A 22,212-nucleotide genomic window follows, 5' to 3' on the forward strand; every position below is an offset into this window, starting at 1 on the left:
CTTATTCCGCCGAGCGGCGAATGCGATAATGCGTCTCGGGCGCGAATTTGCCCTCGATCATCGTTTCATCGCCATTGGCCCAGCGGATCGCGACCCGGGTCACCTCAACAGCGTCGCCAAGTCCAAAATGCGCCACAGGTGCGTCGAAAGACATGAAACCGCCGCCCAGCTGCAATTCCTGCATCCGGGTCACGCCGTTTGTGTCCGTCACCCGGATCGTCGCGCCGATGCCATCGCGGTTGCCGGCCAGATCCTCAAAAGAGACTGCCAGCGCGTGGCCTGCTTGCGCATTGTTGCGAAACACCGCCAGCGGGCCGTTTACCGTGTAGGTGACGATATCCAGATCGCCATCGCCATCCATGTCGAATTGGGTCGATGTCGCGGTCATCAGGTAATCCTCCAGCCCGAAGGGGCCAGAGGCCTCGGCAAAGCCGCTGCCGGTGTTGTGGTAGAACAGGTTCGACGGGCTGACCTCATTCGGAACCCATGTGCCATTGACGATATAGACGTCGCTGAGCCCGTCTTCGTCGAAATCGGCAATCTTGGTGTCCCAGCTCCAGCCTCCGATTTCCAACCCCATGTCCTTGGCCACATCGACAAAGCCGCCCTTACCGTCGGGCGTCAGCAACACGTTAAAGCTTTTGATCTGCGGCAGGGCGGCGTTGGCCTCTGCCGCCGGGATCGGGCGGGAGGGTTTGAAATGCACCTCGCAATAGGCGCGCGCCTTGTACTGACCCGCCGGGATCATGCCGCAGATGTCCGCATCCTTGCGCTGGATGGCAAGGTCCTTGATCAGCATGGCCTTGCATTCGGCCTGATATCGTCCGGTCAGGTCCTGACAGCGGCTGGCGTATGTCGGGTCAAAGCTGTTGCCAGAGCGATACCACTCCTTGATCGCCATGTTGCTTTCGCAGATTGCCCGTTGGTCATCGCGGGTGATCGTGGTGCAGTAGCGGTCCAGCGGCTGCATCTTTAGCTTGGCAGAGACGCCCGAAGACCGCCCCGCGATCTGCGCAAGATACAGCTCTGCCGCGCCGTCATTGTTCAAGTCGGCAGTCTTGATCGCCATCGTCGTCGTGGTGGTGTGCGGAATGATCCCGTCCTGAAAGGTGATCGCGCGGAACCCGCCCGCGCCGTCACCCAGGTAATAGTAATCCGGCACCTCGAAATCATTGCCGACCAGCAGGTCGGCCTTGCCATCGCCATCGAGGTCGGTGAACAGCATCGACAGTGTCTCACCGGGGATGCCGGGCAGGACGGTGTGTGCCGCGCCCGTCAATGCGCCCCCTTCGTTCCAGATCACGCGGTCGCGCGATTCCTCACCCGGAATGCGGCGATACCAGCCCGCCGCCCAGTTGCCGACACCCAGATCGAGGTCGCCGTCGCGGTCCGGGTCGCCAAAGGTCAGCGCCATGCTCAGCGACGCGCCGGGCGTATTGGTGACCTCTTGCGGCGCACCGAACCCGTCCGGCCCGTTCATCAGGGTGAAATTGCCGCGCTGGTAGGTGGCCAGAAACAGGTCGCGCCAGCCGTCGTTATTGATATCGACCAAAACGGCGTTGAACACGGGCGCATCGGCCAGCGGGCCAAGGTCAATCTCCATCGGGGTGAACTGTCCCGTGCCGTCATTGGCAAACAGGCGCAGGCCAACCTCGGTCGAGGCGACGGCAAGGTCGATATCGCCGTCGCCGTCGATGTCGCCAGAGGCAAGGCTGCGGCCCTCCCAGAACGGCGGCCACATGTCGGCCATGGTGAACTCGATCGGTTGGTCCAACCCGATCTCCCAGCCTTCGAGACGTGTGAACCCGGTCTCGGCGGCGGGGGAGGGGGGCGCAAAGGGGCGCGGCTCGACAATGATGCGGGCGGCATCGGGGCTGGTGACAACCCAAGGATCGCCCTCGGCGGCCTGAGCGGCCCACAGCCAGTGGGGTGTCTCTGCCTCACCCGTCAACATCCGCAACGCGCGGTCGCTTTGCCATTCGTGGTAGTAATGCGCGCCCGCGCCGGACAGGATGCCCAGCCCTGCGATGCTGGCACCCAGCCAGATCCCGGCGCGCAGGCCCACCGATTGCGCCACGATAAAAAAGGAATAGACGCTGAAGCTGCCCAGCGTGAACAGCAGCGCCATGACATATCCGTGGCTCAATCCCAGACCCAGCAGCGCGCCTGTCACCACCACGTCAAAGGCGATGGGCACCGGCAGGAAAACCCCGACCAGTGCGATCAGCACCAGAACGATCAGACTGAACCTTAGCCCGGTGATCAGGTCCTGCGGCAGCAGCGTGGCGACCACCGCCCCCAGCATCCCCGCCAGCAGCATCAGCGGCACGGTCATCTTGATGATGTACCAGAGGTTTTTCAGGTAGCTCACCAGCACGTCCCAAAGGGCGCGGTGCACATCTGTCAACGGCGCGGGCGGCACCGCGGCCACGCGTTGTGCGGGGGGAATTTCCTTTTGCGGCAGGTGGCGGCAGATCAGTGGCACGACCACAAGGATCACCAGCAGGCTGAGCGCGATCTTGGTCAGCGCCATGTAGAACGGCAACAGGCTGAACAGCATCGTCAGCACCACAACGTTCAGGGTCGGTGAGGCGATCATCGCCGATAGGGTGGTCTCTGCCCTGAGGCCGCCTGTATACATGCCCCTCGCGATGGGCGCGGCGCAGTTGACGCAAACGCCCAGCGGCGTGCCGATGGCCAGACCCAGCGCGCTGTTGGCAAACCCACCCTTGAAACTCTTGCGCCGCACATAGGGCGCTGCGGTCAGAAAGGCGGCGGCAAAGAGCACGCCAAAAGTCATGCCCTTCTTGTTGGTGTTGATCCAGTTGAGCGTGGACCAGAACATCCGTTGCAGCACGGTCATGTCCTCGGTCAACGGATACTTGGCCTCGAACCCCAGCGGATCCTCCAGCAGGATGCCGCCCGACATCATCGCCTTTTCATCCAGCGCCGGATAGCGCGAGCCGGTCCAGAACAGATAGGCCAGCACAATCACGATGGTGGATGCAATGGCAAGGCGAAGCCAGTCGGTGCGGGCGGCGGTACTTTCCACGGTCTGTCTCTCTTGTTTGGGTCTGGTGGGCCGGTTGCGCGTCCTCAGTATGGATGGTCCAGACCAATAGGGGCAAGCGGATCGCAAATGGCGACCAATACGAAAACGCCCCGACTGCGCTGGGCAGGCGGGGCGGATATCAGGTTTGTCGTGGCATGGTCATGGCCAACCGGGGCCGGATCACTTGGCCTGTGTGGTCAGCGCGGTTTCCAGCATCTCAATGCGCTCATTCAGCTGCGAGATGTAGATATGCGCGTGTTCCAGCTCGTTCAGCATGCCCAGCAGCTTTTTGGTGAGGTCGTACTGACCGGCTTCGGCGGTCGGCCCGACGTTGGGCAGATAGCCGAGGTCATACATCATTTCCGCCCGCGCCGAGATTGGCAGAATATCGTACTCGGGCGCGAACACCGCATCACAGCCCACCGAGCAGCTGCCGCTGGTCGTGATGGTGCCTCTCAGCACCAGGTTGCCATCCTCGTCCAGCTCGAATTCGCGGCCAAGGCCGTCCGGGGTGTTGACGTCGATGACGAACTCGCTGTTCGCGGCCGCGCTGGTGACGATGACCCACTTGTCCGAGGTGTTGGTGTTCGTCATCGCGATGGCGCTGCCGCCATTGTTGATCAGCTTGATCAGCTCTCGCGGCGCGGTCGTGGCATTCACCTCTTCAATCAGCAGAGCCGCAGTCGCGTCAGAGCGGCGAACGTGCAGCGCAGCTGTCGGGTTGTCCGTTCCGATACCGACCTCGCCGGTTGAATCGATATAGATACTGTCCTCGGGCGCGCCGGGCTTAGCGCGGAAGAACAGCCTGCTGCCGTTGGTCACGTCGCGGATGAAAAAGTTCGCCTCGTTCGCGGCGATGTCGTAGGTCTGCGCGGTGAACCCGTCGCTGCCGTCCTGCTCCAGACGCAGGGTGGGTGTGTTGCCCTCGACGACGTGGATATCCACAACCGGGTTGGCGGTCTTGATACCAACGTCACCGTCAGCCTCGACATATAGGGTGTTGACCGGTGCGCCCGCCTCAACCCGGAAGGGGATGCGCCCGGCGGTCGAATCCTCGAATGCCAGATAGCTTGCGCCGCCGTTGGATGTGTCGTTGGCGACGATGCGCCAGTCATTCGTTGGGAAGCTGGCGCTGACCGACGTATCCTGAAAGTGGATGCGCAGGTTGTTTTCCTTCAGCCGCAGCGTGTCAAAGCCAAAATTCTCACCATTGACGCAGTCGTTGCCGACGCACAGGCTGAACTCGATGATGACATCATCAAGGTGTTGAATGTCGGCAGAGGCGCTGCCGGACAGCGCAACCCAGGCACCAAGGCCTGCCGCGGCGATCTTCCGCGTCGATTTCATTTTGTTGGCCATGGTCTTTTTCCTCGCGCGCGTTGGTTCGTTTATTGGGTCAGTTTTCTTCTTCGGTCATCTCGTCAGGCGTGGTTATGACGCCTCGGGATACGACGAACTGCCCTGTCAGGTAAAAGGATTTCGCCGCAGTGTCAGAGGCCTTGTCACCGCGTCCGTTATTCTGGGGATTGATGATCTTGACCTTCTCTTCGGTCGCGGCCGTCAGTTCGAAGCTATAGACACCGTCCGTTGCCTTGCCGCGGTCCAGTTCGAAAACCGGCGTACCCGAAGCTGCGAAGACTGTGGTCATTTCGCCGCTGGGCGCGACCACGTCTAGCTTGGCGTTGGTCAGCCCGAACCAGTTCACGAACCAGAACGCGGTTGAATTGTGCTGCGCCACCGGGTCGGCGGCATGGGCCATGCCCCCTGCAAACGTGAACGTGGCAATCGCAAAAACGCGAAGAGTATGGCCGACCCGCATTTGGTGTCCCTTAGACTTTGGGTAAATTAGTTTGAGCAGAAATGTTAACGGCTGCCCCTATTCTAAGCAATGATGCCCTGAAAGGTGCCGCAGGGTCAAGTTTGATGCGCAGTCCGGGTGTAACTACTGCGCCACATTTTGCCATGAGGCCCATTTTGCTTCGGCCCGTGCCTGTGCGTCGTTGATCTGGTCGGCGGTCATTTTCGCGCTCCAGTGTGCGGTTAGCCCGGCGGTGCCGTCAAAACCGCTGGTGCCCGCCAACACGAGCCACATTTGCCCAAGGACATAGTCCTGCGGAACGCCCAGTCCGCGAAAGTACAGCAAAGCGACATTGGCCATGGCGGGGGCATACCCTGCCTCGGCGGCGCGGCGCATCATCAGCGCCGCCCGAACGTCCCGGCGGGGGTCGCGCAGATCGTCCTCCAAGACCAGATAGGCCACCAGAAACTCGGCCACCGGGTCGCCCGCGAGGGCGGCTTTCTCCAAAGCCTTCAACGCATCTGTATCGCGGGGTGGCGGCGCGAGGCGAATGTCGTAAACCAGATGCTGTGACTGTTTGGCCCCCGCGTCACCCTGTCCGCCACGTCGGTAATAGCTGGCGGCCAGTTCGTCACTCTGCGGGACACCAAATCCGTTTTCGTAAAGAACGCCAAGATTGGTCAGCGCCTCGCGCAGCCCCTTGTCCGCCGCCGCCTTGAACAGGTCGGCGGCGCGGTCATAGTTTTGCGGCACGCCGTTGCCGCGCGCATAAAGCAGCCCAAGGTTGTTGAGCGCCCGCGCATGGCCAGAGTCGGCAGCGCCTTGATACAGCGCGGCGGCCTCGGCAAAATCCTGCGCCACGCCTTTGCCGTTTTGCAACAGCACGCCAAGGCTGACCGCTGCGTGAAGGTTTCCGGCCTCGGCCGCGCGCCGGTACAGTCCGGCGGCGCGGGTCAATTCGGCCTCATCGGTTTGCGTGGTCTCGATCACCAGCGCCAGATCATACAAGTGTTCGGCTGTGCCGCTTTCTGCCGCCCGTTCCAGCAGGGTGATAGCGCGCGGGATGTCGCGCGGCACGCCCAGACCCGCGTGATACAGTCGTCCCAGACGGTTGGCGGCCTCGCGGCTGCCTGCCTGGGCGGCGCGGTCATACCATTGCGCGGCGCGGGCAAAGTTCTGCACCACGCCATTGCCGTTTTCGAACCGTTCGGCGAGCGTCAGTTGCGCGGTCAGGTCCCCGGCCTCGGCGGCTGCCCGCAGGTCGCCCTGCGCAAGGGCGGGCGCGGCCATAAAGGCCAGCGCAAGGGCAATCGGGCACAGCAGTCGGCGCATGATCAGTTGGCCTCTGGCGCGGACACGCGGAGCGCGTCGGTCTCAAACCATGTGCGGGCGGCGTCCTGCGCGGCGGCGATCTGCTCAGGCGTCATGAGAGCGCCCAGTACCTCGCGTTTTTCCGGTGCGTCCGGATGGCCGAAGGTGGCGGCGATATTGTACCACTTGTGCGCCTCGACATAATCCGGCGTGCCGTCATGGTCGCCACGGGCAAGGATACCGGCAAGGGCGAATTGCGCCGGGCCATCGCCAAGGTCCGCCGCCGACCGCATCAGGGTCAACGCCTCTTCGCGGCGCGCCTCATCGGTGTCGAACAAGTGCCGCGCCAAGGCGGATTTCGCCTGCACGTTTCCTGCGTTCGCCTGGGTATCAAGCCAGTCGAGCGCACCATCGCGCCCCGCCTTTGCGGCGGCCATGACCCAAGGAACCGCGCGTTGCGGTGCCGCGCGCCCGTCAAGCCGTCCCTCGATCGTCAGTCGCCCCAATTCGATCCGGGCAAGGCGCGCGTCTGTGGTGTCCAGCGCGCGGGTGTACCATGTCAGCGCAGTGTCGAAATCCTCTGCAACGCCAGAGCCAAGTTCGAACTGCCGTGCCAGCGCGACCATTGCGCGTCCCAGCCCGTTTTCGGCCCCCATGCGATACCAGCGCACCGCCTGCTCCATGTCCTGTGGCACACCTTCGCCGCGCGCAAAGGCGTAACCAAGGTTGCTCATCGCCCCGGCGTCGCCTGCCTTCGCCGCCAGCGTCAGCCAGCGCAGGGCCTCTTGCGGGTCGGCGGCCACACCGTCGCCTTGTAGATAGCGGGTGCCCAGCATCCGCTGGGCCATGACATGGCCGGTCTCTGCCGCGCGGCGGAACCAGTCGAGCGCTTCTGTCCGGTTGGTCACACCGCTTTCTGGGTCGTCGAGCAGCATGGCAAGCTGTATCTGCGCCTCTGTCAGCCCTTCACCGGCGGCCGCGCGCAGCCAGCGCATCCCCTCTTGATTTTCCCTGTTCTCGAATTGAACGGCAGCGAGCGAGAATTGCGCCATGGCGTGCCGTTGTTCTGCGGCGGCCAGCAGCCAGTTGAAGGCGGCGCTCTGGTCCTGCGCGACGCCTTGGCCGTTCTGGTAAAGCAGGCCCAGCATATATTGCGCGCTGGCGTCGCCACGGGTGGCGGCGCGGGTCAACAGATCCGCCGCCTTGGCCGCGTCTCGACCGGGACCGTCGGGTACATCGCTGAGATAGATTCGCGCCAGCAGGGTGGCGGCCTCGACGTGGTTTTGCTCCACCGCCTTGTCCAGCCACAGCACTGCGCCCGCCGGATCGCGCGGCCCGCCGCGTCCCTCGATCAGCACGCGGCCATAGCGATATTGTGCCAGAGCAGTGCCGCTATCCTCGGCCAGCGCCTTTAGTCCCTGACGCACGGTGACAAAGTCACCTTGTGCCCAGGCACGTTCGATCGCGGCCATTTCCGGCGGGTCCAGCGTTTCGGCTGCAGGTGGATCGGCCACGTCCTGCGCGGTCAGTGGCAAGGGCGCAAAGGCTGTGGTCGAGGCGAAAAGGATTGAGGCAAAGGGGCGTATGAAAGACGTCATGGCGGCTCCGGTTCTCGGGCGGGTTGCAGGGCAACGCGGGGCGATCCTAGCGATCCTGACACAATGCGCGAGGGGGGTTATGCCCTCAGAGCAGGGTTTTTTCCAACAGCCAGAGCACCGCCCCTGCGCCGCAGAGCGCCGATCCGAAGGGCAGGGCAAGGTCACCTTTTAGATCGCGACGCATCAACAGGGTGACGGCCAACGCGCCCAGTGCGGCGATCAGAACCAGCAGGGGCAACTGGAACGGGCCGGTCAGCGCGCCCAGTCCAGCCATGAGTTTCACATCGCCAAGGCCCAGACCCTCACGCCCCCGCAGCGCGCTGTAGGAAAGGCGCAGGGCCAGAAAACTGCCCATGCCCACCAGGCCGCCCGCCAGCGCATGAACAATTACGCCCTGCGCCAAAGCCGCGCCAAGGCAAAGCGCCGTCAGGGCCGCGGTCAGCGCGTCGGGCAGACGGAACCAAAGCAGGTCGCACACCGCCAGCGCAAGCAACAGCCACAGCAGACCGGCCGAACACCAGACCTCCCACCCGGTGCCGCCACGCAACAGCGCCAGCCCTGCCAATCCCAGCGCCGCTAGCTCCATCAACCAGAGCCAGCCGGGCAGGGCAGTGCCGCAGTGGCGGCAGCGTCCGCGCTGGAGGGGATAGGACAGCAACGGCACCAGATCGCGCAATCCCAGCCGCGTGTCGCAGCTTCGGCAGCGCGAAGGCCGCGTCACCACGTCCTCGCCGCGCGGCAGCCGGTCGACAAGCACCGCCAGAAACGATCCGACAGCAGGGGCGAGCAGTAACAGCAAGAGCATCGACAAGACGGTCATGGTGGCCCTCCGATCCGCCAACGCATTGTCTGGCGGCGATTGTCTGCCCTCAGGTTCTTGTCTAGGATCGCCGGAAAACGTCAAGAGCCTCCGGGGAGCATATGTCACAAACACAACAGGCCGCGCCGCGTCGCGCCGCCGACGCGGGCTTTTCGTTGCTCGAACTGATGGTGGTCGTGGTGATCCTGTCGATCCTTGCACTGGTCATCGTGCCGCGCGTCATCGACCGGCCCGATCAGGCCCGCGCGGCCCGGGCGCAATCGGACATCGGGGCGATTCAGGCGGCGGTCAATCTCTACCGGCTGGACAACTTTCGCTACCCCACCACCGATCAGGGACTTGAGGCACTGGTGACGCGGCCCGGCAGCGAACCCGTGCCGCAGAACTGGTCGTCAGGCGGCTATATGGACCGGGTGCCACAAGACCCTTGGGGGCGGCCCTACCAATACCTGCAGCCGGGGGTTCACGGCGATTTCGACGTCTTTACCTATGGCGCCGACGGGGTGCCCGGAGGCACCGGGGCGGATGCGGACATCGGGTCGTGGACGCAGGGGTAAGGTCTTGCGATGCGGGCTTTAGCCTGCTCGAACTGATGGTTTCGGTTGCCGTGCTGGCGGTGCTGGCGGTGGGGGCCGGACTGGCCACCGGGTCCGCCGTGTCCCCTGCCGCGCGCGATGCCGAAAGGTTCCGCCGGGCGTATGATCAGAACTGGTCGCTGGCCATTTTGGGCCGCGAGTTGCGTGGCCTGACTGTCACCCCTGACGGGTTGATGCTGGCGCGCAAAGACGAGGATGGCTGGGACGGCGGCGCCCTTTTGTATGATTGGCGCGGGCAGGCGCATTTCACGGCGACGGGTCCACTGCCGGATTTTGGCACGCCTGAGATTACCTTTGCCCCCGACGGCAGCAGCACGGCCTTTTCGCTGGTCTTCAGCAGCAGTCGCGGGCCGGTCTGGCGGTGTGCCTCCGATGGGTGGAGCAAGCTGACATGCGCCGCCCAGTGACCAGACGAGTGACCCGCGCGCCAAGGTCGCCCAATCCGCCCAATAATTGCCGGGGCCTGACCCTTCTGGAACTGGTGATCGCCATCGCCATCCTGTCGCTGGGCACGCTGGCCACTCTGAACGTGATCGGGCAGGCGCGGACCACGCTGGGCGGAGCGACGCCGCGCCTGTTGGCGCAACTGGCGGCCGAAAATCGCGCCGAGGAAATGCGCCTGCCCGCAAGCGGCCCGCTGCCCGCGACGGTGACGCTTGGCCCCTACAGCTTTGACATCGAGATCCGCAAACGGACCACAGCCGCAGGTCTGACCCGCGCAGATATCACCGTGTCCTCCAGGGGCGGCCCGGGGGCGACACTTGTCACCGTTCTGCCGCCCGCGCGGGTGCCGTGATGCGGCGGGACAAGGGGCTGTCATTGATCGAATTGGTCGTCGCCATGGCGCTGTTTGCATTGGTCGCCGTGATGGGTATGCAGACCCTCAGCGGCACAATCCGCAGCCGGGATGTGCTGACCGCGCGCGATGACCGGGACGAGAGCCTTGGGGTGACGCTTGCGCTGCTCCGGTCCGATCTGGACCGCGCGGCGCCGCTGCTGTTCTATCCGCCCGACAATCCGCCGCAATCGGCGCTGCATCAGGTCGCCTCAGAAGGGCAGTTTGGCCTGTCAATCGCTGCGCCAGTCGGGGCGGGTGCGCCTTTCCAGCGCGCCGAATGGCGGCTGGACCGGGATGATGGGCTGCTGTCGCGCCGGTTCTGGCCGGTGACTACGCCGGACCGTGCTGGCCAGCGTAGCCCCGAAAGGGTCCTTCTGACCGGCGTTCAGGCCCTGCGTCTGCGCAGTTTCTGGACGGGCTATGGCTGGGTCGAAGGCGCAGGGGCCGATCTGTTCGCCGAATCGCCGCCGCCCGGCGCTGCGGACGGCGATGCGGCCTTTGCTCTGGTCGCCAACACCTATTCCGACATGCTACCCGCCGCCATCGAGATCACTCTGGTCATTGAGGGTCTGGGAGAGATCCGCCTTATGGAGGCATTACAGTGACGGGGTCGCGCGGATTTATTCTTGTCAATGCGCTGGTGCTGGTGGGCGCGCTGGCGGCGGCGGCGGCGGTGTTGCTGGTCCGCGCGGAAATGAGTGTACAGCGGCAGGCGGCTTGGCAGGGCGCGGCGCAACGCGACGCGTATCTGGATGCATTCGAAGCGTTGGCAATTGCCGCACTCGAAGCGGACCCTGCAGGCGGACCGGACACAATAACCGAAAGCTGGGCCCGGCCGATTGTTGCCGCTGAACTGGACAGGGGGGCTGTTAGCGGAACGGTGGAGGATCTGCAGGGGCGCTTTAACGTGAACTGGCTGGCTGTCCCGGAAGACCTCAATGCGCAAAATGCGTTTGCCCGGTTGCTGTCAGGCTTGGGTCTGTCATCTGAACTCGGCGGTCAGATCAGCGATTTTCTTGCCCCCGGCGGGCCGTTGAATGCGGCGGCCTATGCCGCAATTGATCCCGCCACACTCCCGCGCGGCGGCCCGGTTCTGGACATCCGGCAACTGTTGGCTGTGCCGGGCCTGTCACAAAAGGCGTTTGACCGGCTGGAGCCGCTGATTGCTGCGCTGCCCAGCGACACCCGGCTGAACGTCAATACTGCCGCGCCGCAGGTGCTTGCCGCATGGGTGCCCGGTTTGACGGCAGAGGGGGCGCAGGGTGTTGTTCTGCGGCGCACCCGCGCGCCGTTCGGATCGGTCCAGGAATTCCTTCTGGAATTACCCCCCGCCGTGGCCGCAGAGATCGACGACACCCGGTTTGCCATAGGGTCGGAGTGGTTTCTGGCCCGAGCTACCGCCCGTCTGGACGGGCGCACTGCCGCGCGCCGTGTGCTGTTGTCGCGGCAGCCGCTTCCAGTCGGGGTGTTGGTCGACTATCGTCTGCCGGATGGTTGATATGCACGACACCAAAGCGCTGCCAACGGACCCCGGGTTGGCAACCGTCCCGATTGCGGAGCCTGCTCCGCGCGGCCGCTATGTGGCGTTGGTGCCGGGTGAAGCGGTGCCTTTGGTGACGCTGGATTTGCCAAACGGGCTGCGGGGTCGTGCGCGTGAACAGGTGGCCCAGCGGCAACTTGCGGACATGCTGGGGGCCGATGCCGCATCACTGCAACTGCGGCCATTCGCGCCCGAGGGCATGGCCGAAACCTGGTCAAAGGTGATGCTCGCGGAGCGCGCGCAGGTTGCCAAATGGCGCGGCCAGACCGGAGGGCGCTGTGCGGCGGTGCTGCCGGACTACCTTGCCCTTCCGGTCTCTGAGGGGGTGTGGACGGTTGTCGGTACGCCAGACCGCCTGCGGGTACGGTTCGGCCCCGGCGACGGTGCGACGACGACAGAGGGGGCTCTCTGCCTGCAGGCCGCGCGGCTGGTTGCCGCGGGACATGCGCCCGATCGCGTTCTGCGGTTCGGGGCGCCCTTGCCCGCTTTCGAGGGGTGGCTGGCGCAGGCCGGCATTCCGCTGGAAACCGACCCGACCAAGGCCGGGTCAGCCCCTTTGCGCGCCTTTTCGCGGGGGGAACTGACGTTGGACCTGCGCGCCGACCCGCAGGCCGCCCGCACCCGGTTGCAGCGGCAGGTGCGCGCCTGGCAATGGCCGGTGCTGACCGGCGCGGTGGCAGCGGCGCTTTGGGCCGCGACGCAACTGACGGTGATCCGCGCTGTCGAAGAGGAAACCGCGACCGTGACAACCCGCGCCTTGCAGGCAACGCGCCAGAATTTTGTTCCCGCTGGCCCCATTCTCGACATGCGGGTGCAGGTGGCGCGGGTACTGGCGGATGAGCGGGCGGCGCTGCGCGCCAGCAATGACGATGTCTCGCCGCTAGACCTGTTCGCGGATGCCGCCCCTGTTGTGTCGGGGGCTGGCGCGGACCTGCAATCGGTGGCGTGGGAGCCGTCGGGCGGCTTGCGCCTTGTCCTGCAAGCGGGCGATTTTGCCGCCGTCGATGCGCTGGTCGATGCGCTGGGCGCAGAAGGGCTGCGGGTGACGGTGCGCGATGCACGGCTGGCAGAGGACAGCGGCCGCGTGACCGCTGATCTGGAAATCGGGCTGCCGGAGAACGGCGGATGACCCGCCGGTTCGTGGAACAATTGCTGCGCCTGACCGGGCGGGAGCGGGCGCTGTTGCTGGTGATGGCCCTTGTCCTTGCCTGCGGTGCTGCGGCAGGTCTGCTGTGGCCGTTGGTAGAGCGGCGCGCGGCGGCGCAGGCGGCGCTGGACGAGGCGCGCGCCGTCGATGCCTGGGTCGCGGCGCGGGTCGCTGATGTTCAGGTGTTGCGCTCTGCGACCGGCCCCGGTCCCACGGCCCCCATCGGGCTGGCGGCCGTGCAGCGCAGCCTTGAGGGGGCGGGGCTGATCAAGAATGTGGCGACGCTCTCGGCCCGGCGCGGGGACGGCATAGAGATGCGCTTTGAGGCGGTCAGCTTTGACCAGCTGATCGCATGGCTGACGCAGGTCGAGCCGCTCTGGGGCTATCGCTTTGCGGCCTTCCGCATAGAGAGGGGGGCCGAAGACGGGCTTGTCGCCGCAGTGATCGAGGTCGTGCCGCAGTCCGAAACACAGCGCTGACCGGTTTTCCGGACGCCTACCTCGAATGCCAGTGTGTGGCCAGTGTGATTTGAAAAGGCGTGTTTTGTACGGCGTTTTTTTGGAAACGACGGTTGCCGCGGCAGGGTTGAACACGATCTATTACTTGTCCATCGGCGATATCTTTGTCGGGTTCGTTGCGGGCAGCGATGAGGTTGACCGGACGCTGGTCACGCTGGCGGCGGGAGAGACCTATACCGTTACGCTGACCGGGCTTTACGGAGGGGCGTCCGCCGGGGCGTTCAGCGCCGCGAAAAACGAATCCGGGACAGCCTATTGGAGCGTGGTCTACGCCACCGGGGCCGTGAACGGGACCATCGCGGGCCGTCAGGTGGTCGATACCGGCGGGGCGTGGCGCGTGACCTCTGTTGCGCCGGTCGATGGCGAATATTCTCTGGCGGTCGATGACAACGACGACGCGCAGGCGGGGCATATACGATTGCGCTCCTGTCCGGCAACGGGACGACATATACCTCGGTGACCGTCACCGATGCGAACGGTGATTTCAAATGCCACATCCGCCGTTTTTTTGGATACGGGCGGCGCGCGCGTCCTGCGGTCAATGCTGCTGGACAGCGGTTTGCGTCTGGAAACCAATACAGCGGCGGGGTCCGGACGCTGCTGCGTGTGGCCGACCTGGCCGATACCGTGAACTGGACCCGTTAACCGACAGTTTCGATGCGACAGGCGACCGGACCCAACGGGTCATGGTGATGGATGACGGGACCGAGATTATCACTACCTTTGCCGAGGAACCGGGCGTGATCCAGGCACCAACTGCCCCGCCCGGCGATGGATGGGCCGGGCGGGGCAGATTGCTTAACTCCGGATGCGCCAGCCGGTCTTGAAGATCCACCAGATCGCGATCATGCAGATCGCCGTGAACCCGCCGATGGCCCCAAGGCTGACCGCGATCGGCACATCTGCGATCCCGAAGAACGACCAGCGAAAACCGGACACAAGGTAGACCACCGGGTTGAAGTAGGCGACCGTCTGCCATGCCGGTGGAAGCATCGAGATCGAGTAAAAACTGCCACCAAGGAACACCAGCGGCGTCACCACCAGCATTGGCACAAGCTGCAGTTGCTCAAAGCTCTTGGCCCAGATGCCGATGATGAACCCCAGCAAGGCAAAGCTGACGCAGGTCAACACAAGAAAGGCCAGCATCGCAACGGGATGCTGGATCTCCAGATCGACAAACAGCGCCGAGGTGCCAAGGATCACGACCCCGATGAATAGCGCCTTTGTCGCCGCAGCCCCGACATAGCCCAGCACGATTTCAAGGAAATTCACCGGTGCCGACAGCAGTTCATAGATCGTGCCGATAAACTTGGGGAAGTAGATCGCAAAACTGGCGTTCGAAATCGCCTGCGTCATGACCGACAACATGATCAGACCGGGAACGATGAAAGAGCCATAGCTGACGCCCTCCACCTGATCGATGCGCGATCCGATGGCCGCGCCGAAGACCACGAAGTAAAGCGATGTGGATACTACCGGCGAGATGAAACTTTGCATGATGGTGCGGAAGAACCGCAGCATCTCGAATTTGTAGATCGACAGGATCGCCGGAAGGTTCATGCCGCGGCCTCCTTTTTCTGGTCGGCCACAAGACTGACAAAGATGTCCTCAAGTGAGTTCTGAGCCGTATGCACGTCGCGCACGTTGCAGCCGGACGTGGCCAGCAGCCCCATCAGCCGCCCGATCCCGGTGCGTTCGGCCTGCGTGTCATAGCTGTAGACGATTTGTGTGCCATCTTCGGACAGGTGCAGGTCATAGTCCGACAGCGCCTCGGGAAGGGTGTCGATTGCCTCGATCAGGTCGATGGTCAGTTCCTTGCGGCCCATACGGGCCATCAGGCTGGCCTTGTCCTCGACCAGCAGGATCTCACCCTTGTTGATCACGCCAACCCGGTCGGCCATCGCCTCGGCCTCTTCGATATAGTGGGTGGTCAGGATGATGGTCACACCATCGTTTTTCAGTTCCCGAACGGTCTCCCACATGTCGCGCCGCAGTTCCACGTCGACCCCGGCCGTGGGTTCGTCCAGAAACAGCACGCGCGGTTCATGCGCCAGCGCCTTGGCGATGAGTACACGGCGTTTCATCCCACCTGACAGTTCCACGACCTTGGAGTCGCGCTTGTCCCAGAGCGACAGCCGTCGCAGGATGCGCTCCACCAGTGCCTCATCGCCGCGCTTGCCGAACAGACCGCGCGAAAACCGCACCGCATCGGCGACCTTCTGAAAGGGTTCAAGGTTAATTTCCTGCGGCACCAGTCCAACCAGCTTGCGCGCCGCGCGATAGTCGTCAATCACGTCATGCCCGCCAACAGAAATCGTGCCTCCGGTGATCCGGGTGATGCCGCAAATCGCGGAAATAAGAGTTGTCTTGCCAGCGCCGTTCGGCCCCAGCAGCGCAATAATTTCGCCTTCGTCGATGGCAAGCGACACACCTTTGAGCGCCTCGAAACCGTCATCGTACTGTTTCCGCACGTCGCGGATGTCTACCATGGGCATATCCAGCCCTCCTTGTTCGCATGCGCGCAACCTAACCTTCCGCACGTGATGTTCAATTGAGCAGGAATGCATAGAGACCATGCATGTCGCAAACAGACAGGCATCCGCTGAAGGCCCGTCCTAAGGCCAAGGCATGACCCCTACAAAATTAAATCGTCCCGCCCTTGGCATCTTGTTCATCTGCATGGGCATCGTCGCCATTTCGATAAATGACTTGTTGATCAAAGTGTTGTCGGGCGGTTACCCGCTGCACCAGATGGTCTTTGCCCGCTCTGCCGTCGGTCTGGTGTTTTCCTTTTGCTTTGTCTTTGCCGAAGGCGGCCTTGGTGTGCTCAGGACCAGCACGCCGGGGTTGCATCTATTGCGCGGGCTGCTCGTCGTGCTGTCGAACATGACCTATTTCTGCGCGCTGGCGGTTCTGCCGCTGGGGCAGGCGACGGCGTTGTTCTTTGTCGCCCCGCTGCTGATCACCCTGCTGTCCATCCCGATCCTTGGCGAAAAGGTCGGTCCGTTGCGGATCGGCGCGGTGATTGTCGGCTTTGCGGGGGTGGTCGTGATGCAGGAACCGTGGAAGGCGGATGTGTCGGCCTCGCGGCTGGTGATGCTGTTGCCGGTGGTCGCGGCGGCGTTTTATGCTTTGATGCAGGTGCTGACACGGCGGCTGGGTATGACCACGCGCGCCTCGGCGCTGGCGGTCTACGTGCAGGGGACGTTCCTGATTGTCTCGGCGATGTTTTATCTGGTCGCCGGGGACGGGCGCTTTGTCGAAGGGGTCGAGAACGAAAGCCTGGTCTTTCTCTTGCGGGCCTGGATCTGGCCCGCGCCGGGGGACTGGGTGGTGTTTCTGGGGCTTGGGCTGTGTTCCGGGGTGGTTGGCTATTGCCTTGCCGCCGCGTACCGGATGGCCGATGCCGCCACCATCGCGCCGTTTGAATACATCGGTCTGCCGCTGGCGATCTTCTGGGGCTGGATGGTGTTCGGCGAATGGCCGATCCCGGCAACATGGGCCGGATGCCTGCTGATCATCGGGGCGGGCGTCTTTGTGTTTCTGCGCGAACAGGCCAAGGCACGTCCCGCGCCGGGGCGGCGGTCGCGCTGGGGGCGGCGCTAAAGCGCCTTCAGCCGTACCGCGATGCTGGCCTGACGACCGGCCAGCGATCCCAGAGGGTCCAGTTCAGGGTGCGTTGCCAGCACCTGCGCCATAGAGGATTGCGCGTGTTCGAGATGCATCTTGCCGGCCTGCGTCTTGCCCTCGGCCAAGGACTCTAGCCCCAGTTCGTGCCGGGCTGTGGCCGCCACCGCCAGCGCCGCAGCACTGGCCGCGCCGTCGCTGCCCATCGCCATCGCCTCTGCCATCTGGGCGGCCTGCGCATAGTCGCCGGCGCGCAGCAGGCTGTGGGCGTATTCCAGCTGGATACGGGGCAGGAACGGGCCCGCGCTGCTCATCAGCCGCGCATACTGCCGGTTCGCCTGACCGTATTCGCCCTGTTCCAGCGCCGACCGCGCCACCACATAGTTCTTGCGAAAGCCCGATGAATTGCTCTCTGCGGTGCCGCATGCCGCAAGGGGCAACAGCACGCCAAGCGCCATGGACGCCAGCATCACGCGTTTGGGGGTCATCTGCTCTGTCCTCATTATCGTCGCCAAGGTTTGCCTTGATCGACGGCCATGATACCACCGGACAGGGGGCGGCGTCCACGAAAACCCAAGACCGCCCATAGGATAGGATGGAGAGCGTGATGCGCTGGCTTGCCTGGCTCTTGACGCCACTGACCCTTGCCGCCGCCATCTGGGCCGGTCAGGGACTGTATCGCGCGCTTGAAAATCCGCTGCCAGAGGCGGCGGCGCTGGCCCCGGCGCCTGCGGATGAGACGCTGGCCCTGGACATCCCGCAGCCACAGCCGCCGGTCCGCTGGCCGTCGCTTTTCGGCACCTATCAGCCGCCCGAACCGCAACCGCCGCGCCCGCCCGCCCCAGTTCTGGCAGAGCCACCGCGCCCGCCCGCGCCACCGCTCGACAGCCTTGGTTTCGCGCTCAAGGGGGTGGTCAGCGACGGGGACACCCGGTGGGCCATCATCTCGCATCCGACGGGCGAACGCCTGATCCGGGTTGGCGACAGCCTTGCCGACAACGTCATAGTGACGGGGATCGAAAGCGGCGGGCTGCGGGTGGACAACCACGGCGAGGATGCCTTTCTCGCCTTCCGCGACTGACCCTTTTTCCTCCTGATTCGCCGAGGGGGAGACAAGCCCCTTGTTTCGCTGTATGTTGTGGCGAAACGACCGCGAACACGCGGCGAAAAACAATATCGAGAGGGCACGAAAGTGCGGGCAGGAACTTTGGTCGACATGAGCGGCCCCGCGCGGGTTCGCGCGTGGTGTCTGGCAGGCTTCATTGCAATTCTTGTGCTTTTGCCGGGGCTTGTCCGGGCGCAAGGCGCGCTTGATCTACGCGACGCGGACCTGCGCAGCTTTGTCGAAATCGTGTCAGAGGCGACGGGTCGCAACTATGTCATCGATCCCGGCGTGCGCGGCACCGTCACCGTGCTGGCTCCGGAAAACGTGACCTCTGCGGCGCTGTATGAGATCTTTCTCAACGTGCTGGAGGTCAACCGCCTGACCATCGTCAAGGGTATAGACGCCGACAGGATCGTGCCGCTGAACACCGCGAGAGAGCTGTCTCCCGGCGCGGCCGGGGCGGGTGTCTATGAGACCCGTGTCATCTATGTGCAACACATTCCCGTCTCTGAGGTGGTCGATGTGGTGCGCCCGCTGTTGCCGTCCGAGGCAGTGATTTCCACCGTTCCCAATGCGCGGCTGATCATCCTGTCGGATCGTTCGGGCAACCATCGCCGCATCCGGAACCTGATTTCCGAACTCGACCAGCCGCGCTCTGAGCCGATCGAGATGATCCGCCTGCGCAATGCCGACGCGCGTGAGGTGTTGCAGGTGATCCAGTCCATGGGCATTGTCCCTGATGGCGCCAGCGTCAGCGTTGATGCGCGCTCCAACGCATTGTTGGTGCTGGGGCCGCTGGACCTGCGCGAACAGATCCGCATCCTGTCGGGCCGTCTGGACGCGCAACAGAACAACCAGCAAAGCCGCGTGGTTCAGATCAACTATGCGCAGGCGGCGACGCTGGCGGATGTGGTGTTGCGCAGCTTTCAGGGGGCGGACACAGGCGGGACCGGCGGGCAAATCCGCATCGTGCCGGAGCCGGGCACCAATTCGCTGCTGATCTCCGCCCCTGCTGACCAGATGCAGGACATCGTCGCCATGGTGCACCATCTGGACCGCCGCCCGACGCAGGTGTTGGTCGAGGCGGTGATCTTTGAGATGTCGGTGGACGGATTTTCAGACCTGTCGGTGCAGTTCGGCGCGATCCTGAATGATGCGATCATCGGTGGGGTGCAGTTTGCCTTGGAAGGACGGCCCAGTCTGACCAGCCTCGTGTCCACCGTTCTGAACGGCGACGTGGCCAACCCCGGCAACGGCGGCGTGATCGGCGGGCGGGCAGGGGACAACTCCACCGGGATCGCGGGCCTGCTGACGGCCATCGCCGAGACCCGCAGCACGCGGCTGTTGTCGACGCCTTCGATCCTGACGCTGAACGGGCAGGAGGCAGAGATTGTGGTGGCCCAGAACGTGCCCTTTGTGACCGGGCAGTTCACGCAGGTGGGGCAGGGCGCGGTGAATGAACCGTTCCAGACGATTGAACGGCAAGACGTGGGCCTGACGCTGAACGTGACGCCGCAGATCAATGCGGACGGGACCGTCCGGATGGTGATCAAGCAAGAGGTATCGAACCTCACCAATGCGGTCTCATCGGCGGGCGGAGAGATCACCGCCAAGCGGGCGCTGTCGACCACCGTTCTGGTGCGTGACGGCAACGTGATCATGCTGGGCGGTTTGCTGGAGAACGGCTTTGGCTCCAGTTCTCAGCGGGTGCCGGGGATTTCGAAGTTGCCCGTCGTGGGCGGGCTGTTCCGGGGCAAATCAGGGACCAAGAACCAGCGGGTCTTGCTGGTGCTGTTGCGGCCCCGGATCGTGTCCTCGGACAAGGAGGCGACGCGGCTGACGCGTGAGCTGGCACGGGAGGCGAAGAAGGCGAGCCTTGCGATCCAGCCCGAGGACAGCACGCGTTTTCCGCAGACCCCTCTGGGGGCGCTGCCCTTTGATGGGGCCGATCTGAACCAGCCGTTTGACGCGACCTTTATTGATCGCGCGGCGGAGACGAAAAACTATCCGCCGCTGCCCAGCCGGTTGAAATTTTCGGAGTGACCTTTTGGGCTGTCCACGTGTGGACAGACTCGGGGGTGTGAAAAATCAATGGCTTACAGAGGCGTTTTTACGAAGTCTTAGGGTTTGCGCCCGCGCCGGGCTGACAGCCGGGCGCGGAACAGGCCCCCCTCAGGCGGCGTCCGTCACCTGTTCGGACAGGCGTGCGCGCAGATGCGCCGGGACCATCCGGGCGGAACTGATCCGGGGCAGGGGCATCTCTGGAATCGAGGTATCAACGCCATAAAGCGCGAGATATTCGGCGTGATTGTCGAAACTGCTGCGCGCCACGTAGTCGATGTAGGTTTCCGCCGCCGCGCCATTGGCGAGGATCACGTCATGTGCCGCGGTCTCGATATGAAAGACGGTAAAGCGGTCGGGCAGGTCTGCCAGCGGCACCCAGTCAATGCCGTGTCCGTTGACCAGCGCAGAGGCATTTGCCACAAATCCGTCCAGCACCATCCCATGATCCGCCGTGACCATCAGGTCGGACGTGGGCAGCCCACCGCCCAACGCGCCTTGGCGGATGCGGACCAGCCGCGCCCGGTCGCCGCGAAACTGCTTGAGGATCGTCTGACGCCCGATCCATTTGACGGACACCTTCCGACCATCCGCTGTCAGGATCAGGTCGCCGATATGCAGATCCTCGACCGCACGGTGGCGGTTTGGGGTCGCGATTTGCGTGCCCGCCGCAAAGCAAGTGGTGAAATCGCTGGTGTTCAAAGTGTTGAGGTCGATGCTGGAAGGCAAAGTCACGTTTGCCGGATCGACGTTCTCTGACAGGATCAGGATTCGTTGACTTGTGGGGACGCTGCTCATTTCGGCAACCATCGCCACGGTGGTCCCGCCACCGGCCAAGGGCAGCTCCAGCGTCCCCAGAAAGATCGCGGTCACTGAGTTTGAATTGATGTCGTCCCCGACCTCAAAGGTCGTGTCGGCCTCTTGATCGTCGTAGGTGAAAGTCGATGGAAGTTCCTGACTCAGGTAGGTGTAGGTTGTACCGGAATCGAATTCATATCTGAAGTAATTGAGTGCGGTATAGGTGGCCATGTAGTTTCCCGAAACAATGGGTTTTGAGTACGATTTGGTCTGTTAGGAACCGGGTTTGCGCCGCGATAGACGCCCCGGTAAAATGCGCGGGACACATAGGCCCGGCGGCACAGCAGATTAAGGTTTGATTAATCTCTTGGTAACCTTTTCCCCGACGCCAAAAGAGTCAAGCCCTCGCGTGGCCAAGGGCCTGAGACCGACGTTACAGAATGCGCGCAAATGGTGGGTGGGAGCCGCCCCTAGGCGGCGGTTGTCGCCCCTTCGGACAGGCGGTCCCGCAGAGATGCCGGGACCATCCGGGCGGAACTGATCCGGGGCAGGGGCATCTCTGGAATCGTGGTATCAACGCCATAAAGCGCGAGATATTCGGCGTGATTGTCGAAACTGCTGCGCGCCACGTAATCGACATAGGTTTCCGCCGCCGCGCCATTGGCGAGGATCACATCGTGCGCGTCCGTCTCGACATGGTAATAGGCGATGGTCTGGCCAAAGCGCCGCCAGTCGACCCACTGCACCGAGGTGCCGTTGACCAAAGCGCCCGCCGTGATGACCATGCCGTCCAGCACCATGCCGTGATCGGCGGTGACAGTCAGGTCGCGGTTGGGTACGCCCGGCGCAAAGGCACCCGCGCGGATGCGCACTGGTTCCAGCCGGTCGGCGGGTTTGAACATCGGGCTGATGCTGGTGCGGCCAATCCATTTGACCGGCACGCTGCGGCCCTCGGCGGTGGTCACGAGATCGCCAATCGCCAGATCTTCGACCGGGCGTTCGCCGGTGGGCGTGGCGATGCCGCTGCCAGCGGCAAAACAGAGGGTGAAGTTGAAATTCAGCGTGTCAATATCGATGCCGCCGAAGCTGCTGTTGCCCTGCACCGTGCCAGAGTGGCTGTTGAGGCCGCTGGATTGCACCTGTGCTGCCGTGACGGTGTAGGTGAATGTCCCGTCGGCGGCGTTGAGGTTGAACGTCCCGGGAAACGATCCTGACGGTGAAAAGCTGTAGCCGCTGTCACTTCCCCCGTCGACAAACTCGAAGTCGCCGGTGAAGACAAATGTCGGACCTACGACGCTGAAATCGACATCGTAGGTATAGGTGTCGTCGGTCGTGCCTTCTGAAGTCGTGCTTGACGCCGCGACTGAGGGGCTGGTGAGTTGCATGGAGCCAACTGAACCCAT

The 22,212-nt window shown here is 63.8% G+C and carries 22 protein-coding genes; 11 read left to right on the forward strand and 11 right to left on the reverse strand.

Translation table 11 applies throughout. The features are described 5' to 3' along the window. Position 1 precedes the first annotated feature (1 nt). The 6 genes from VOI21_RS09400 to VOI21_RS09425 form a co-directional block, all read right to left on the reverse strand. Positions 2-3,052, reverse strand: a complete 3,051-nt coding sequence (locus VOI21_RS09400; RefSeq protein ID WP_323769586.1) for an FG-GAP-like repeat-containing protein — start codon at positions 3,050-3,052, stop codon at positions 2-4. Positions 3,053-3,232: 180 nt separating this feature from the next. Beyond that, positions 3,233-4,411, reverse strand: coding sequence for a hypothetical protein (locus VOI21_RS09405; protein WP_323769587.1), 1,179 nt, complete (start codon positions 4,409-4,411; stop codon positions 3,233-3,235). Positions 4,412-4,448: 37 nt separating this feature from the next. Continuing rightward, positions 4,449-4,871 carry a hypothetical protein gene (locus VOI21_RS09410; RefSeq protein WP_323769588.1) on the reverse strand — a complete coding sequence of 141 codons (423 nt, stop codon included), beginning with the start codon at positions 4,869-4,871 and terminating at the stop codon, positions 4,449-4,451. A gap of 123 nt (positions 4,872-4,994) precedes the next feature. After that, positions 4,995-6,182: an SEL1-like repeat protein gene (locus tag VOI21_RS09415; RefSeq protein WP_323769589.1), complete on the reverse strand. Its 1,188-nt coding sequence runs from the start codon at positions 6,180-6,182 to the stop codon at positions 4,995-4,997. 2 nt (positions 6,183-6,184) lie between these two features. After that, positions 6,185-7,759 carry a tetratricopeptide repeat protein gene (locus VOI21_RS09420; RefSeq protein WP_323769590.1) on the reverse strand — a complete coding sequence of 525 codons (1,575 nt, stop codon included), beginning with the start codon at positions 7,757-7,759 and terminating at the stop codon, positions 6,185-6,187. An 85-nt stretch (positions 7,760-7,844) separates the two neighbouring features. Beyond that, complete coding sequence (locus VOI21_RS09425) at positions 7,845-8,579, reverse strand: prepilin peptidase (RefSeq protein ID WP_323769591.1); 735 nt, start codon at positions 8,577-8,579, stop codon at positions 7,845-7,847. A 101-nt stretch (positions 8,580-8,680) separates the two neighbouring features. On the opposite strand from VOI21_RS09425, the gene gspG reads away from it, so the two are divergent. The 8 genes from gspG to VOI21_RS09465 all read left to right on the forward strand — a co-directional run bounded on the left by gspG (position 8,681) and on the right by VOI21_RS09465 (position 13,678). After that, on the forward strand, positions 8,681-9,136 hold the full coding sequence (gene gspG / locus VOI21_RS09430; RefSeq protein WP_323769592.1) for a type II secretion system major pseudopilin GspG: 456 nt from the start codon (positions 8,681-8,683) through the stop codon (positions 9,134-9,136). Further along, positions 9,121-9,582 (forward strand): type II secretion system protein, encoded by a 462-nt coding sequence (locus tag VOI21_RS09435; RefSeq protein WP_323769593.1) that lies wholly within the window; start codon positions 9,121-9,123, stop codon positions 9,580-9,582. The genes gspG and VOI21_RS09435 overlap by 16 nt, the downstream gene beginning before the upstream one ends. Next, on the forward strand, positions 9,567-9,971 hold the full coding sequence (locus VOI21_RS09440) for a type IV pilus modification PilV family protein (RefSeq protein WP_323769594.1): 405 nt from the start codon (positions 9,567-9,569) through the stop codon (positions 9,969-9,971). Before VOI21_RS09435 ends, VOI21_RS09440 begins: the two co-directional genes overlap by 16 nt. Further along, positions 9,971-10,618: a type II secretion system protein GspJ gene (locus VOI21_RS09445; protein WP_323769595.1), complete on the forward strand. Its 648-nt coding sequence runs from the start codon at positions 9,971-9,973 to the stop codon at positions 10,616-10,618. The genes VOI21_RS09440 and VOI21_RS09445 overlap by 1 nt, the downstream gene beginning before the upstream one ends. Next, the gene (gene gspK, locus VOI21_RS09450) at positions 10,615-11,511 is read left to right on the forward strand and encodes a type II secretion system minor pseudopilin GspK (protein WP_323769596.1); all 897 of its coding nucleotides are present in this window, start codon (positions 10,615-10,617) and stop codon (positions 11,509-11,511) included. Before VOI21_RS09445 ends, gspK begins: the two co-directional genes overlap by 4 nt. Position 11,512: 1 nt before the next feature. Then, positions 11,513-12,682: a GspL/Epsl periplasmic domain-containing protein gene (locus VOI21_RS09455; protein ID WP_323769597.1), complete on the forward strand. Its 1,170-nt coding sequence runs from the start codon at positions 11,513-11,515 to the stop codon at positions 12,680-12,682. After that, a complete protein-coding gene (gspM, locus tag VOI21_RS09460; protein ID WP_323769598.1) occupies positions 12,679-13,179 on the forward strand; it encodes a type II secretion system protein GspM in 501 nt (166 codons plus the stop codon). The genes VOI21_RS09455 and gspM overlap by 4 nt, the downstream gene beginning before the upstream one ends. A gap of 64 nt (positions 13,180-13,243) precedes the next feature. Then, complete coding sequence (locus VOI21_RS09465) at positions 13,244-13,678, forward strand: hypothetical protein (RefSeq protein WP_323769599.1); 435 nt, start codon at positions 13,244-13,246, stop codon at positions 13,676-13,678. Between the two features lie 338 nt (positions 13,679-14,016). On the opposite strand, the gene VOI21_RS09470 is transcribed toward VOI21_RS09465, so the two are convergent. Further along, complete coding sequence (locus VOI21_RS09470; RefSeq protein WP_323769600.1) at positions 14,017-14,778, reverse strand: ABC transporter permease; 762 nt, start codon at positions 14,776-14,778, stop codon at positions 14,017-14,019. Continuing rightward, positions 14,775-15,713, reverse strand: a complete 939-nt coding sequence (locus VOI21_RS09475; RefSeq protein WP_323769601.1) for an ABC transporter ATP-binding protein — start codon at positions 15,711-15,713, stop codon at positions 14,775-14,777. The genes VOI21_RS09470 and VOI21_RS09475 overlap by 4 nt, the downstream gene beginning before the upstream one ends. Before the next feature lie 133 nt (positions 15,714-15,846). On the opposite strand from VOI21_RS09475, the gene VOI21_RS09480 reads away from it, so the two are divergent. After that, a complete protein-coding gene (locus VOI21_RS09480; protein ID WP_323769602.1) occupies positions 15,847-16,824 on the forward strand; it encodes a DMT family transporter in 978 nt (325 codons plus the stop codon). Here the strand turns inward: VOI21_RS09480 and VOI21_RS09485 are convergent. Then, the gene (locus VOI21_RS09485) at positions 16,821-17,333 is read right to left on the reverse strand and encodes a hypothetical protein (protein WP_323769603.1); all 513 of its coding nucleotides are present in this window, start codon (positions 17,331-17,333) and stop codon (positions 16,821-16,823) included. The two genes, VOI21_RS09480 and VOI21_RS09485, sit on opposite strands and share 4 nt — an antisense overlap. A 119-nt stretch (positions 17,334-17,452) precedes the next feature. Between VOI21_RS09485 and VOI21_RS09490 the strand changes: the two genes are divergently transcribed. Both VOI21_RS09490 and gspD read left to right on the forward strand, forming a co-directional pair. After that, entirely contained in the window at positions 17,453-17,926 is a 474-nt protein-coding gene (locus VOI21_RS09490) for a hypothetical protein (RefSeq protein WP_323769604.1), read from the forward strand. Positions 17,927-18,061: 135 nt separating this feature from the next. Continuing rightward, positions 18,062-19,993, forward strand: a complete 1,932-nt coding sequence (gene gspD / locus VOI21_RS09495) for a type II secretion system secretin GspD (protein ID WP_323769605.1) — start codon at positions 18,062-18,064, stop codon at positions 19,991-19,993. Positions 19,994-20,122: 129 nt separating this feature from the next. On the opposite strand, the gene VOI21_RS09500 is transcribed toward gspD, so the two are convergent. Continuing rightward, a complete protein-coding gene (locus VOI21_RS09500; protein WP_323769606.1) occupies positions 20,123-21,040 on the reverse strand; it encodes a Hint domain-containing protein in 918 nt (305 codons plus the stop codon). A 239-nt stretch (positions 21,041-21,279) separates the two neighbouring features. Further along, positions 21,280-22,212: a Hint domain-containing protein gene (locus tag VOI21_RS09505; protein ID WP_323769607.1), complete on the reverse strand. Its 933-nt coding sequence runs from the start codon at positions 22,210-22,212 to the stop codon at positions 21,280-21,282.

It is taken from the genome of Antarctobacter sp., from assembly GCF_034670325.1.
Taxonomy (GTDB): Bacteria; Pseudomonadota; Alphaproteobacteria; order Rhodobacterales; family Rhodobacteraceae; genus Antarctobacter.

Bases quoted from the DNA above. Each gene is read 5' to 3' on its own strand.
- VOI21_RS09445 (WP_323769595.1), top strand. From the start codon at position 9,971: ATGCGGCGGGACAAGGGGCTGTCATTGATCGAATTGGTCGTCGCCATG.
- VOI21_RS09415 (WP_323769589.1), bottom strand. From the start codon at position 6,182: ATGCGCCGACTGCTGTGCCCGATTGCCCTTGCGCTGGCCTTTATGGCC.
- VOI21_RS09405 (WP_323769587.1), bottom strand. From the start codon at position 4,411: ATGGCCAACAAAATGAAATCGACGCGGAAGATCGCCGCGGCAGGCCTT.
- VOI21_RS09485 (WP_323769603.1), bottom strand. From the start codon at position 17,333: ATGACCCCCAAACGCGTGATGCTGGCGTCCATGGCGCTTGGCGTGCTG.
- VOI21_RS09425 (WP_323769591.1), bottom strand. From the start codon at position 8,579: ATGACCGTCTTGTCGATGCTCTTGCTGTTACTGCTCGCCCCTGCTGTC.
- VOI21_RS09420 (WP_323769590.1), bottom strand. From the start codon at position 7,759: ATGACGTCTTTCATACGCCCCTTTGCCTCAATCCTTTTCGCCTCGACC.
- VOI21_RS09500 (WP_323769606.1), bottom strand. From the start codon at position 21,040: ATGGCCACCTATACCGCACTCAATTACTTCAGATATGAATTCGATTCC.
- gspD (WP_323769605.1), top strand. From the start codon at position 18,062: ATGAGCGGCCCCGCGCGGGTTCGCGCGTGGTGTCTGGCAGGCTTCATT.
- VOI21_RS09440 (WP_323769594.1), top strand. From the start codon at position 9,567: ATGCGCCGCCCAGTGACCAGACGAGTGACCCGCGCGCCAAGGTCGCCC.
- gspG (WP_323769592.1), top strand. From the start codon at position 8,681: ATGTCACAAACACAACAGGCCGCGCCGCGTCGCGCCGCCGACGCGGGC.
- gspM (WP_323769598.1), top strand. From the start codon at position 12,679: ATGACCCGCCGGTTCGTGGAACAATTGCTGCGCCTGACCGGGCGGGAG.
- VOI21_RS09455 (WP_323769597.1), top strand. From the start codon at position 11,513: ATGCACGACACCAAAGCGCTGCCAACGGACCCCGGGTTGGCAACCGTC.
- VOI21_RS09480 (WP_323769602.1), top strand. From the start codon at position 15,847: ATGACCCCTACAAAATTAAATCGTCCCGCCCTTGGCATCTTGTTCATC.
- VOI21_RS09490 (WP_323769604.1), top strand. From the start codon at position 17,453: ATGCGCTGGCTTGCCTGGCTCTTGACGCCACTGACCCTTGCCGCCGCC.
- VOI21_RS09505 (WP_323769607.1), bottom strand. From the start codon at position 22,212: ATGGGTTCAGTTGGCTCCATGCAACTCACCAGCCCCTCAGTCGCGGCG.
- VOI21_RS09475 (WP_323769601.1), bottom strand. From the start codon at position 15,713: ATGCCCATGGTAGACATCCGCGACGTGCGGAAACAGTACGATGACGGT.
- VOI21_RS09470 (WP_323769600.1), bottom strand. From the start codon at position 14,778: ATGAACCTTCCGGCGATCCTGTCGATCTACAAATTCGAGATGCTGCGG.
- VOI21_RS09410 (WP_323769588.1), bottom strand. From the start codon at position 4,871: ATGCGGGTCGGCCATACTCTTCGCGTTTTTGCGATTGCCACGTTCACG.